At 34.3% G+C, this 13,737-nt stretch carries 11 protein-coding genes; all 11 read right to left on the bottom strand.

Translation table 11 applies throughout. The annotated features are described in order from the left end of the window. Positions 1 to 228 precede the first annotated feature (228 nt). The gene (locus AC1VAQ_RS10115; RefSeq protein ID WP_479903866.1) at positions 229 to 1,101 is read right to left on the bottom strand and encodes a hypothetical protein; all 873 of its coding nucleotides are present in this window, start codon (positions 1,099 to 1,101) and stop codon (positions 229 to 231) included. Positions 1,102 to 1,202: 101 nt separating this feature from the next. Then, on the bottom strand, positions 1,203 to 2,366 hold the full coding sequence (locus tag AC1VAQ_RS10110; RefSeq protein ID WP_303244245.1) for a S41 family peptidase: 1,164 nt from the start codon (positions 2,364 to 2,366) through the stop codon (positions 1,203 to 1,205). 104 nt (positions 2,367 to 2,470) lie between these two features. Beyond that, the gene (locus AC1VAQ_RS10105) at positions 2,471 to 3,646 is read right to left on the bottom strand and encodes a S41 family peptidase (RefSeq protein ID WP_302599847.1); all 1,176 of its coding nucleotides are present in this window, start codon (positions 3,644 to 3,646) and stop codon (positions 2,471 to 2,473) included. A 117-nt stretch (positions 3,647 to 3,763) separates the two neighbouring features. Beyond that, positions 3,764 to 4,921, bottom strand: coding sequence for a murein hydrolase activator EnvC family protein (locus tag AC1VAQ_RS10100; protein WP_302599846.1), 1,158 nt, complete (start codon positions 4,919 to 4,921; stop codon positions 3,764 to 3,766). Positions 4,922 to 4,934: 13 nt separating this feature from the next. Beyond that, positions 4,935 to 5,786 (bottom strand): permease-like cell division protein FtsX, encoded by an 852-nt coding sequence (ftsX, locus tag AC1VAQ_RS10095; RefSeq protein ID WP_303244246.1) that lies wholly within the window; start codon positions 5,784 to 5,786, stop codon positions 4,935 to 4,937. A 10-nt stretch (positions 5,787 to 5,796) separates the two neighbouring features. Continuing rightward, positions 5,797 to 6,504 carry a cell division ATP-binding protein FtsE gene (gene ftsE, locus AC1VAQ_RS10090; RefSeq protein WP_302599844.1) on the bottom strand — a complete coding sequence of 236 codons (708 nt, stop codon included), beginning with the start codon at positions 6,502 to 6,504 and terminating at the stop codon, positions 5,797 to 5,799. Positions 6,505 to 6,527: 23 nt separating this feature from the next. Beyond that, positions 6,528 to 7,628, bottom strand: coding sequence for a PucR family transcriptional regulator (locus AC1VAQ_RS10085; RefSeq protein WP_302599842.1), 1,101 nt, complete (start codon positions 7,626 to 7,628; stop codon positions 6,528 to 6,530). A 643-nt stretch (positions 7,629 to 8,271) separates the two neighbouring features. Next, complete coding sequence (locus tag AC1VAQ_RS10080) at positions 8,272 to 9,390, bottom strand: ABC transporter ATP-binding protein (protein WP_479903865.1); 1,119 nt, start codon at positions 9,388 to 9,390, stop codon at positions 8,272 to 8,274. A 298-nt stretch (positions 9,391 to 9,688) separates the two neighbouring features. After that, positions 9,689 to 10,432 (bottom strand): WecB/TagA/CpsF family glycosyltransferase, encoded by a 744-nt coding sequence (locus AC1VAQ_RS10075; RefSeq protein ID WP_302599840.1) that lies wholly within the window; start codon positions 10,430 to 10,432, stop codon positions 9,689 to 9,691. 235 nt (positions 10,433 to 10,667) lie between these two features. Then, the gene (gene csaB / locus AC1VAQ_RS10070) at positions 10,668 to 11,789 is read right to left on the bottom strand and encodes a polysaccharide pyruvyl transferase CsaB (protein WP_479903864.1); all 1,122 of its coding nucleotides are present in this window, start codon (positions 11,787 to 11,789) and stop codon (positions 10,668 to 10,670) included. Continuing rightward, the gene (locus tag AC1VAQ_RS10065; protein WP_302599837.1) at positions 11,768 to 13,708 is read right to left on the bottom strand and encodes a DUF5693 family protein; all 1,941 of its coding nucleotides are present in this window, start codon (positions 13,706 to 13,708) and stop codon (positions 11,768 to 11,770) included. The genes csaB and AC1VAQ_RS10065 overlap by 22 nt, the downstream gene beginning before the upstream one ends. Between the last annotated feature and the right edge of the window lie 29 nt (positions 13,709 to 13,737).

The raw sequence follows: 13,737 nt of genomic DNA, 5'->3' as shown, positions 1-13,737 counted from the left end.
ACTTCTAGTCTAACAGTAAAAATGGCTGTAGACAATGTAATTGTCTACAGCCTGAGGCTACTGCTATGCAGTAGTCTATTTTATTGCATGAAAAAAATTAACTTTTCTTTTTTCTTTCTTACTATGTCCAAAAAGATAGCTGGTTCAGTTGATCACAGATTACGTAGAGTGTAGCTAGCAGTGGTCAACTGAACCAGCGGAGCATTTTTCGGACACATCTTTTTTACATTAGCTGATATGTTTGTTGTAGATTACGGGTGCGGGGGGTAAAAAGACGTTACTGGCTCTTTTAAGAAGGTTTTTGTTGCAATGGATTATTTTGTAGTTTCCTTCTAGGGTTTGGAGTCTGATGATGTAGTGGTCGGTGTTGGTGCTTAAGGCATTGTCATAGTCTTGTAGGGTATTGATAGGGAGATGGTTGATTGTTTCTATGATGTCTCCTCTTGAGAAGGGGTTGTTGAAATTAGGGTTTTGTGTGGTTGCTATGATTCGAAGGCCTGTTTGTGGGGCTTTATTGAGGGGGCTGTGGATTTCTAGCTGGTCGTTGATAGCAAACATGAGCTCGTGAAGTATTAGTGTAAAGAATATGGTGACAAGTAACGGCAAATAACCATACTTGGTAAGGGCACCTAATAATAGTACGACACAAGCATAAATTTTAATAACGAGGCCCATTTTTTTAGCTTTTTGTTGGGGTTTCATGGTGAAGGTTTGGTCAGTATAGGCTACTATGGCAACGACAGGGATATAAAAGCCATTGATATTAAAAAATAGCAGGGGGACATACCACTTCTTATCTAATTGGTAGCCTCCTGCTATTTTATTGCCATTGTAACTTGTTATTTCACTATAATCATTTGCACCATATATCGTTGTTAGAAATCCTTCTATGGCATGTAATATGCCGATTAGGATAACGAAGTTTTCATAAGGTATGAGTTGCGTCTGTCTAAGCTTTGTAATATGAAGTACACAGTCTATTAAATAAATAATAGGAACCACATAAGCTAGGCAAGTATATTTAGGCCTTATCAGGCCGCCTATGAGGCTTATAGGAATCAGCAATAATGCCCCTAGTGTAAATGAAACACTTAAATCCATGAGCATCATAAGGCCACTTACAAGTATCCCTATACCTATACTTAATATAAATTCTTTATACTGCTTAATAAATCCCCTTATACAAACTCCCCCCTAACCTACTAGTCTAGTTCTTCTTTCAGTACTTCTAGTGCCTTTTGTAACTGAACATCCTCTTCTTCTGTAAGTTTAGATTTGGTGAGTAATTCTACTGGTAGTGTCACTTCAAAATCTGGTTCAATCCCTATTCCTTGAATGCATACACCACTTGGTGTGAAATATTTAGCTGTCGTTACTTTAAGTGCTGAGCCATCTGAAAGTGGGATGACGCTTTGTACAACACCTTTTCCGAAGGTAGTTTCCCCTACTAATTTACCTCTACCTGTATCTTTAATAGCTCCCGCTAATACTTCTGACGCACTGGCACTGTTTCCATTTACTAAAACTACGATTGGTATATTTATATACTCATCATCTGCATAATATACTTCATTTTTACCTACTTTATTTTCTGTAGAAACTACTACGCCAGCTGGTACTAATTCATCTGCAATCTTCTCTGTGACTTTTAAGAGTCCACCTGGATTATTTCGTACATCAATAATGAGACCTTGCATATTTTCCGCTTGTAATTCATCTAATGATGCTTTAAATTGGTCATACGTAATTTCTTCAAATTGAACAATTTTAATATAACCAATACTATCTTCTAACATTTTTGACTCTACAGATGCTGTTGTGATATTTCTACGTTCTACATCAAAATCTATAGACTTATCTTCTGAAGGTCTATAAACTGTTACCTTTACTTTAGTGCCTGGCTCTCCTTTGACCATACTTGGTAAACTAGAAAAATCCTCTCCTGTAACAGTTTGACCTTCTACCTTAATAATCTTATCATTAGGTAACATACCAACTTCTTGTGCTGGTGAGCCTTCAAATACATCCACAACCATAATTGTATTATCTGCATTATCAAGGCTCATCTGAATCCCTATTCCTGCATAAACGCCACTGGATTTCTCCATAAAGCTAGCATACTCTTCTGCAGTATAATAATTGGTGTATATATCGCCTACACCATTTACAAAACCTTTGTAAATGCCCTCTTGAAGCTTCTTAGCATTTACATCTCCTACATAATAATTATTAATGACTGACTCAATAGCTAACAATTTCTTATCTACATAGTAGTATTTGTCCACAAAGGCTGTGGTAGTAGCAAGTACAACTATTAATAGCAAAAAACTTATAGCGGTTTTTCGAAAATGCTTTTTTATTTTCATCTATAAGATCTCCTTCTTCTGAAGTGTGCTAATACTATTTTGTGTTATTTATTGTTTCTTATCCTCACAACTTATAGATTTCACATCTATGTTATTCATTCGATTTATTTATTAAGTTGATTAATGGCTGCTTGAAGCTGCATATCACTTGCATAACTCATCGTACCTTCACCTAATAATTCAATAACAGATTGAACGGACTGGAAAGCTTCTTCATCTACTGCAATGCCATCTTTATTAACGGCTATGCCTTCTTTTGTATATAAAATACCTGTTGCTAAACGAAGTCCTGTGCCATCATCTAGTGAAAATACTTCACTTAAATAACCACTTCCTGCACTATGTGTTCCAACTAAAGGAATTTCTCCTTTTACTGCTGCTGGAAGCGCTTCAATCATACCTGCCGTACTATTATTCATTAAAATAACAACCTTTTCATCTGTCTTACCATCAGCTGTATAATACTCTTGCATCTTTCCTTCTTTGTTTTCTATTTTAAAAGCAAGTGCCTTATCCATCAATAAATCACAAATTTTTAAGGTCTCATCCAAATTATTGCTATATAAATCTCTAATATCTAGTACAACCTTATTAATTTTCTTATTGCCAAAATCAGCTAAGGCCTTGTCTACTTCTTCACTTGTTCCTGTTTTAATATTTTGCAGTTTAAGATAACCAATATTATTAATCGTATCTACTTTTAAACTTGGTTTCTCAATAAGCTCTTTTTTAATCTTTATAGTTTTTTCTTCTGGCTTTGCAGTAGTACTATCTGTCTTTTTGCGGATAACATATGTGTTGCTGCTTCCCTCTTCTGCCTCCCCTAATGCTTTAGCTAATGCACTCTCATTAGAATAAATAACTTTAATATCATCCACCTTTACAATCTGGTCGCCTACCTTCACACCCATTTTGTCTGCTGGTGAGTTAGGTACGACTTCTGTAATGACTAAATGATTGCCATCAAGTCCCCAACTATACGTAAGACCTGTGCCTATTGTTTTGCCCTCTTCATATGCCAGATGCTGCTTATATGCAGTCTCATCTAAATACGTACTGACTGGATTTTCTAGACCATCTACATAACCTGTAAATACGCCTTCATTTAGTTCTTTCTGATCAAGATCTCCTAAATATAATTTACTCACTTGACGACTTAAAAACTTAAGCTTTGTAAAGGTAGCTCCTTGACTGCCTTGTATAAGATTACAACCCGCTAACACCCCTACCAGTCCAACTGCAATTACTAGCTTTTTGCCATCTATTCTTATGTGTCTCAATACCCTCGCTCCCTTTTCTAAAGTATCATTTTAAAAAAAATCCTTAAAACTTACTGTCCTAAGGATTTTTTGTTCTTACTATCAATTATATGCCTCACCTTGTGATTTCATCCCTGCCTATTTGCTTAAATAGTTCCATGGCGATGTATGCGAACCATTGACACGAACTTCAAAGTGACAGTGGTTTCCTGTAGAGTAGCCTGTACTACCAATCTTCGCTACAGTCTGTCCTTTTGTAACCGTTTGACCTGTACTTACAACTAAAGATGAATTATGTCCATATAAAGTAACAAGTCCACCACCATGATTAATCATGATTGTATTACCATATCCTCTTACCCATCCTGAGGTAATAACAACGCCATCTGCTGCTGCAACTACATTTTCACCATAACTTGCTGGAATATCTATTCCTGTATGGAATTCATAATTACCAGAAATAGGACTCGTCCTTGGGTTATACTCAGAACTTAGATTATAATAACCTGGAACTGGCCAAGCAAAGGTTCCACCACTATATTTATGAGAGGTGCTATAATTTCCTCCTCCACTTGAAGAGCTAGCTTGTGCGGCTAGTAATTGTTTGATTTCTGCCTCTAACTGGTCTGATAACTCTTCCATCTGTTCAATTTCAGATTTAATCTTACCTTCTTCTTTTTGAAGCTGTGCCAGTTTAGTATCCTTATCTCCTCTAGCTACTTCTAATTCGTCTTTTTTAGTGACCTGAGCCTTTTTAATTACTTCTAAGTCTTTTTTCTCTGTTTCAATGGTCGTCTTAGCCGCTTCTATCCCTGAGATAGTTTCTTTATATTCATCTAATGTTTGGTTGTCTCTATCTGAAATACGTTTAATATATTCAATGCGATTAATAGCTTCCCAGAAACTATTTGATGAGAAGATTACTTGAAGATAACCAACTCTCTGATTTTTATACATCTTCACCATTCTGGCTTTAGTATCTTCATATTGTGCATCTTTCTTTACGTTCATTTCATCTAGTTCAACTTGTTTTTTCTCTATAGCATTTTCTTTTTCTGAAATCTGACTATTTAATTCATAGATTTTATCTTCAATGTCTACAATCTGCAAATCTACTTTTTTGATTTCGGCTTGCATGGCCTCTATCTTTTCATTGTTAGCCTCTAATTTCTTCTTGCTACTTTCTATATTTTGCTTTGCACTACTTAACTCATTTTTCTTACTTGTAATAGAAGAAGCATAAACAGGAGTTAATAACAATAGAAAGGCAAGCATTATACTTATCTTCTTTTTCATCTAACTCCCCCATTTATACCTTAAGATGTTTACGTATTGCAAAAGCACTACCTACTAGACCAATAAAGCCGCCTAATACAAGACATATAGGAATCATGCCATTCATAATACTTGCCGTAGGCACTAAGCTAATACCATCTAAAGCATTCATAAGCTGCAAGGCAATTTTTTTATTTAACCAATCATATGCACAAGCCAGAATTGTAATCGCCATTACTGAGCTAATAAGACCAATGGCCACACCTTCAATTAAAAAAGGCAATCTAATAAACCAGTCTGTAGCACCTATGTATTTCATAATATTAATTTCCTTACGTCTTACATAAACAGTAAGTTTGATTGTATTAGACATAAGTAATAATCCCACTATAATCAAACATACAATAATACCAATACAAATATAACTTATTGTACGATTAAGGTTAATAAACATTTGTGTCTCACGTTTTAAATACTGAGTTTCTATGCCTTCCACACCTTGAAGTGCCTTAACGACAGCTTCTTGCTGTTCAATATCATATACAGTGATTTCAAATGAAGCTGGGAGCGGATTATCCTCTTTAAAGTCTTCAAAGATAGAGGTGTCTTCACTACCCTCGCTAAAATCCCTCAGTGCTTGCTCCTTGGAAATATATTTAACTTCCTTTACACTGCTCATCCCCTCAATCTGCTGTTTAATCTGCTTGACTTGCTCCTCACTTACGTTATCGTTTACATAGCAAGTGATACCAAACTTGTTCTCTACTTGTTTAAGAAGTGAATCAATATTCATACCTATAGAATAAGACATTCCTAATATTAAAAGACATAAAACAATGGTACCTGCCGAAGCAAGTGCCATCGTTTTATTTTTCCATAGGCCCATGATACCCTCTTTAAATAAATACCTGAGAGTATTCCACCTCATCGTCATATCCTCCTTCATATACATCTTTACTAATTTGTCCCTCAGAGATTTCTATAACACGTTTTTTAAGCGCATTAACAATTTCTCTCTCATGAGTTGCCATAATAATCGTAACCCCTCTTTTGTTAATATCCTGTAAGCAGTTCATAATCTCCCAGGATGTTGCAGGGTCCAAGTTACCAGTTGGCTCATCAGCAATAAGTATAGGATTGTTATTGACAATGGCACGGGCAAGTGCTGTTCTTTGTTGCTCTCCTCCTGATAGTTCATTTGGATAACATCTTGCTTTTCTAGCTAACCCTACAAGTCCTAGTACCATTGGTACGTTTTTACGTATCTCTCTAGATGATGCACCTACGATCTGCATTGCAAAAGCTACATTCTCATAAACAGTTTTATTAGGAAGTAATCTAAAGTCCTGGAATACAATACCTAGATCCCTTCTAAGATAAGGTACCTGCTTTCTTTTAAGCTTGGTAATTTCTTTATTGTTAATAATAATCTTCCCATGATCTGGCTCAATTTCCTTAAGTAATAACTTTAAGAATGTTGATTTACCAGAGCCACTATTTCCTGTTATAAAAACAAATTCCCCTTTTTCAATGGTAAGGCTTACATCATTAAGACCTACTGCACCATTAGAATAAACTTTTGACACGTTTTGTAAATGAATCATTTTTTAATCACCGGTTTCTTTTTCTATAATCTATTTTGACTCTGTTTTTCCATGTAGTCCATATATTGGCTTACCATGATTGTGATTTTAAATACGATTGCATCATCAAATTCACGTAAATCTAAACCAGTTGTTTTTAATAATTTGTCAAGTCTATAAACAAGTGTATTTCTATGGATATAAAGCTGTCTTGATGTTTCTGAAACGTTTAAGCTGTTTTCAAAGAATTTGTTAACAGTCATAAGTGTTTCTTCATCGAAACTATCCACACGTTTGTCTTTTAATACTTCTTTGATAAATAATTTACAAAGTGAAAGTGGTAATTGATAAATAATTCTACCGATACCAAGTTTAGAGTAATGTGAAATATGGCCTTCACAGTTAAAGATTTTACCTACTTCTAGTGCCATATTTGCTTCTTTATATGAATTAGATACATCTTTAAGGTCATTAACAACAGCACCTACAGCCACATATACCTTGCTCATTGCTTCTGCACTTAATGTATCATAAATCATTTTTGCATAGTTTTCGATTTCTGCTGGATCATCTGAGTTAACTTCTTTTACTAAAATCATGTTTTTCTCATCTACAGCTGTAACGAAATCTTTCGTTTTGTCAGGGAAAATATTTCTAAGAATATCTGACATGCTGCTATCTTTTTTCTCGTTACATTCAATAAGATATACAACACGTTGTACATTATTCTTAATATGTAACTTTTTAGCTCTTGTATAGATATCTACTAACAGGAGGTTGTCTAAAAGTAAATTTTTAATGAAGTTATCTCTATCAAAACGCTCTTTGTAAGCTACAAGTAAGCTCTTGATTTGGAAAGCTACGATTTTACCTAATTTGTAAGCTTCATCATCACCACCACTTACTGAAAGTACATATTCTACTAAGTACTCATCATAAATTTTAAAGTAATGTGAACCTTGCATTTCTTGGCTATCTGCTTGTGAGTTAATAAAGGCTTCAACTTGTGGTACGTATTCACCTGTTACTCTATCGCTATCTGTTGTAACAACGATTTTTGATTCTGCATCAAGGATGCAGTATTCTCTTCTTGTAATGGCTTTAATGCCATCGATTGTATTTTGTAAAATTTGATTAGATATCATTTGTGTATCAGCTCCCAAATATTAAATAATTTGTATTCGCAGTATCTTTGATACTATTTTATCCTATTTATATGTAAAAAAAAAGTATAATGCAAAAAAAAGTGTTATGACGGGGTGTGGCAGCCGTTTTTGAGGTGTTGAGGCATGGGTAAGTTAGTATATCTCATTTTCCATCTCCCTCCCTACAGTCGAAGTCAAGCTAAAATGAGATATACTAACTTATCCACACCACGTAATGTTTTGAATCGGCTGCAAGTTCTGGCACCCCTCCATAATTTTTAGCATAAGAAAGATAAAAACCTAAAAGATAGGTTAAATCTTTGCTATATTATTACCTCTTTTATTATTTTCATTTCTAATTTCTTGCTTTATATCATACTCTTCATTTTTAATTCTTTATTCTTCATTATTCATTTTTAGTTCTTCACTCTTCACTTTTCCCTGCTCACTCTATATTATACTCTTTATTTTTAACTTTGTATTTCTAATTCTTCTTTTTTCATTTTTACTCTTTATCTTTAACTTTTCATTTTTAATTCTAATTCTTCATTCCTCTCTTTCATTTTACTTTTCGTTTTTCACAAAAAAAGTGATAGCAACATTAACAATCGTTAATGTTGCTATCACCTTTTTTATGTACAAATTAGTTTGTGATTGTTTTTTGTGTTTCTAAATCGAATACGTGAACTTTTCTCATATCGAATGCGATTTGAACTGTGTCATCTGGACCAGCTTGACATGATGTGTCGAAACGACCTGTAATGTTGTTTCCTTCACAAATCATGTAGAAGTTTTTCTCTGCTCCAAGCATTTCTACTACTTCTACTGTAGCTGTTCCTGGTGCAAAGTGTTCTTTTTCTTCATCAAATAATGTTGATGGTTCACAGATATGTTCTGGACGAATACCAAGCATTACTTCTTTACCTACATAGCCACCAGCGATAAGTTTTTGAGCTTTTTCTTTTAATAAAGGAATCTCAACTTTACCGAATGTAAGAACTACATCATCACCTTTTTTAACTACTTTAGCTTCAATCATGTTCATTTGTGGAGAACCGATGAACCCAGCAACGAATAAGTTTTGTGGTTTAGAGTAAAGGTTTGATGGTGAGTCTACTTGTTGGATAACACCATCTTTAAGAACTACGATTCTTGTACCAAGTGTCATAGCTTCTACTTGGTCATGTGTTACGTAGATGAATGTTGTGTTTAATCTATAGTGTAATTTAGAGATTTCTGTTCTCATTTGTACACGAAGTTTAGCATCAAGGTTTGATAAAGGTTCGTCCATAAGGAATACTTTTGGTTCACGAACAATTGCACGACCCATAGCAACACGTTGACGTTGACCACCTGAAAGTGCTTTTGGTTTACGATCTAAGCATTGGTCGATGTCAAGGATTTTTGCTGCTTCACGTACACGACGGTCGATTTCTTCTTTTGGAGTTTTACGAAGTTTTAAACCGAATGCCATATTATCATATACTGTCATATGAGGATATAACGCATAGTTTTGGAATACCATTGCGATGTCACGGTCTTTTGGAGCTACTTCATTACAAAGTTTGTCACCAATCCATAATTCTCCTGATGAAATTTCTTCAAGACCAGCAATCATACGTAATGTAGTAGATTTACCACATCCTGATGGTCCTACGAAAATGATAAACTCTTTATCTTCGATGTCTAAGTTAAAGTCTTTAACTGCTACGAAGCCATTTGAATATCTTTTTTCAATATTTTTTAATTTTAAACCTGCCATGAGATATTTCCCCCTTAGTTTGGATAAATTCATATGTCTTTGGACTTACTTTACTATACTATATTTTTCTTTACATTTACTATTGACTATTTTTATAAAATCAATTCTAGCATTTTGGCTAATAGTCCTAAACAGCCTGAATTCATGTACAAGTTCAATAGAAAACGCCTAGAATGCTATAAAAATCAACATATCATGCTATACAGTTTTTGTTGCTATTCTACATAAAGCAAGTACTTTAAAAGTTTATGTTCACTTCTTCTTCATATGATACTAGAGGTTTTTACCTGTTTTTTACTTAATTTTTACCCTTTCCTTTGTACAACAATACCTCTATTAAGAATTTTGGCAGTACTAACATCCTTACAAAACGTGAAGGTTGCTTCATTAATCTATAAAACCACTCAAGTCCAAGCTTCTGGAAAGCAATTGGTGCACGCTTTACAATACCCGCCATACCATCTAAACTACCGCCTACACCTACAGCAACTCTTACATTAGGAAGTAAAGAAGCATGTTCTTCAATCCAAGTTTCTTGTTTTGGCGCACCTAAAGCAACAAGTAAAATATTGGCACCTGACTCATTAATATCTTTAATAATTGCTTCTTCATCTTCTGGTTTAAAGTACCCATCTCTTGTTCCTACAATTTGGATTCCTGGGTATGTTTCTCTCATTTTTTCTGCTGCCAGCTCTGCTACGCCTGGTTTACTTCCGAAGAAATAATATTTATACCCTTCTTTAACAGCTCTCTTCATTGTATTTTGTACGAGATCATAACCAGGCACACGTTCTGGTAAGTTCTCGCCCTTTTGAAGTCTTGATCCAATTACAACTCCAATTCCATCTGGCACGACAAGATCAGCCTTTTTAAGTACTTCCATAAAATTTGCATTATCTTTTGCAAGCATTACAATCTCAGGATTAGGTGTATAAACCTTATGGAACTTATCAGATTTTACAAATCCATCTACAAGCTCCACTGCCTCATTCATCGTCACCATAGAAATTGGTACCTCTAATATTTTAATTGTCTTGTTCATTATATCCTCCTATGCTTTGGTCTCACCCAAGTCACCTATTTTTCTTCTTTCTCACATAAAGGTGCCACAAAGTCCCCCTTGTAACACCTTTTTTAAATTACTTCTATTTATCTATCTATATTCTACAATATCAATCCATCTCTGGCTAACATCTTCTAAACAAACCATTTATCTAAAAGATATCATTGCCTTTCTCTTTATCCTATCCTTAGCATGGTAAAACGAGCATGCGAGTTCACTCCCCCAGCAATTCTTTCACTTTATTGAGCGGTAAGTAAATCTTATCTTTCTTAGCCTCAAATACTTCTACAAGCTGTTCTTTTTGTTTTTCTTTATTCATTATGAGTCTTTCAATCTTTTCCTTGAATTCTTCTGCAGTTACTTTACCTGAATCCATACAGTACTGAGATTGTTCAATTTCTTTCATAAAAGCTGTTACTTTTGGATCATAAGATAATGCTACCATTGGCACTTTTTCTGCTGCTGCCATAATAAGACTATGCAACCTCATCCCTATAATCATTTCAAAACTTGCTGTATAATCTAATACTTCTTCTATAGAAAGCATTTTATCGACAACTTCTACTTCTGCCTCTAAATTTTTGCTTTCTGCACGTCCCATTTCTATAAGCTTATCTTTAATCGTCTGTGCAATACTTCTATCTTGGTCATAATGCATAGGAATAAAGTAAAGTTTGTAACCTTCTGCTATAAGCTGTCTAAGTGTAGGAAGCATAGCCTGTATTAAATGTTCATCATGTGCCTCATTTTGCCATGGTCTTAAATAAACACCTACTGCTGGCTTTTTCATTTCTACTGTTGGTTCATGCTTCGTTCTTCCTAGATTAATACCAATTACTGGATCAATTGAAACTTCCACTGGCTTTTTAATACCAATCTCTTGTAATAAAGCTTTTGATGCTGGTTCCCTTACATAAATGCCATCTACTTTATTTACAATCATTTTCATAAGGGTTTTACTAAATCCTTTGTTAACAGGACCAATACCTTGAGAATAAAACACGACTTTCTTCTTATAAAATTGTGCAATCTTTACGATAGCTAAGTAGTAAGGAATTGTTTTACTACTTGTAACATCTTGCAATAAGCTTCCTCCTCCACTAATGAGGAGGTCGCTTTGTTTGATAACCTTTGCTACAGTTTTCATATCCCAACGGTTAACACTTTCTACATTATAAGTAGCTTTTGTCTTTTCTGGATTATTCGAAAGTACCATGATACGTACACCTGGTATTTCTTTTTTTAGAAGTGATACGATAGAGAAAAGTACCGCTTCATCACCAATGTTATCAAAGCCATAATACCCTGATAAAACTATTTGCTTTGTAGTTGCCATTTTCTAATCACCTTACCTATTAATTTAATTACCCAAATTGCAACTAGTCCAATAAGGAGCCCGAATAAGATACCGTATACACTTCTAATCATAGACACAAGAAGTGGTGTATGAATATGTGCATAAGTATTTACTAATGAAATAGGACCCATTGCTGCAAATATCACAAATGGTAAATATGCTTCCTTGTAACCATAGAATAATAAACACATTAAAATTGGATAACCGATTAGGAATTCTTTTGTACGTGGACGTACGCCTAAAACATTTGTTAAAAGCTGTCTAAATTGAAGTTCTAATGTTGAAGCACTGCCTGAGTTACCTGTTCTTGAAGTATAAATAAGCAATGCCGCTGCAATAATACCAATAATAATTAAAGCACCATAGCTAATCTTTTTATTTAAAACTCCTTTATAGAAATTATAATCAAGTTTATGTTTTCTATATACGAGGATTACTAAAATTGCTGCAATAGGTACGATATGTGCAAATTTAACACCTGCAAATAAATTAATACCTAATGCGAAGCTTGTACGTGATAATGCGCCTACTATTGTGAAGACACCGCCATATGAAATAATACAAATCTTCAAGAATGCTATAATTGATTCTTTAATATTACGTGGTTCTTCCTTAATACCCATAAGTAATGCATAAGTTGGAAATACCATCGCACCAAATAGTGCCATCATTCTATACGCTATAAAAGGTGCTAACTTTAAAAGTCCTACATAACCAATTGCACCTATCGCACCTAAAATATACCCTAGTTTTACAGCACCCAATTCACTAAGTAAAAGTATAAATACCACAATTGCACCAAGCCCTGCTAAAATCGCAATGATTACATTTATTTGTGGTAAGTTAAAGTTCACTGTCTCATTTACAATAGTAAATCCGTCTTTTTCAGCAATATCAATGAATCTGGTAATACATTCTTGTAAATAAGTTTTATCTGCTTCTACATTTAATGTACTTGGCATTTTAAATAAGAAAACACGGTTATTTCTTTCATTTAAAGCTAATTGGTAACGGTCCATTACTTCTGAAACTCTAAATGTTTTAGCTTGTTGGTCAGTTAATGTATGCAGACGCGTTACTTTATATTCTGCACCACTTTCACTTGAATGTTTTGCAAGTGTTTCAAAACCTTTTTGTTTATTACTTGTAAATTCAATGAAGCCAAGCTGATGTTCGCGAATAAGCTGTGCCATTACCTCTGTGTCTGCACCTGGAATAGTCATATCTGCAAAGTAGATTGTCCCTAAGTTATTAATTGCATTAAGTTCATCTACTAAGTTTAGAAGTGATTCTTCTGTTGGTTCATCCCAGTTTTTAATTTGTGGCGAAATCATATACCCTAGACTAGCTGCTTTATTCAAATCTGCTGTATTAAATCCTACCCCTACTGTTGTAAGAGCACTTGCATAATCACTTACTTCAATAAAGTATGTTTCTTCTCCGCTTTCAGGATTAACCCCTGTAAATGCATCTACATATATGTTTTTTAAATGATAGTTTTTATAAATATTAGTTGCAACTTCTTCATTTGTTGTAACGATGTAATTATATTCTGGCTTTAGCTCTGCGACTTCTGGATAATAGAATTTAAGAATATACCCTTCTAAAATACTTACTTCGCCTTGTCCCTTGTAATTATAAAAATCACCACTTGGACCACTTACTGTATTTTCTCTAACTAATAAGGTGGTAGCACCTATCTCCTTAAATTCCTTAAGTATAGTTTCTAAAGGCTGTTCTGTTTGCTGTGCTAAACTTAATACATCGCTATATCTAATTGCGATTTGAACACTCTTGTCTGCTTGTTCTGCCTCAATGCGACCAATTCCTACAAAGCCACATGCTACCAAGGATATAGCTAAAATGACATAGAGTAACATTTTTATTTGCTTTTTCATTTTTTCCTCCATCGGCTATTAGCCTACTA

The sequence above is a fragment of the Cellulosilyticum sp. genome, assembly GCF_982396655.1.
Note: the sequence above shows the minus strand (reverse complement) of the source record. Positions and strands in the feature narration are given on the sequence as shown.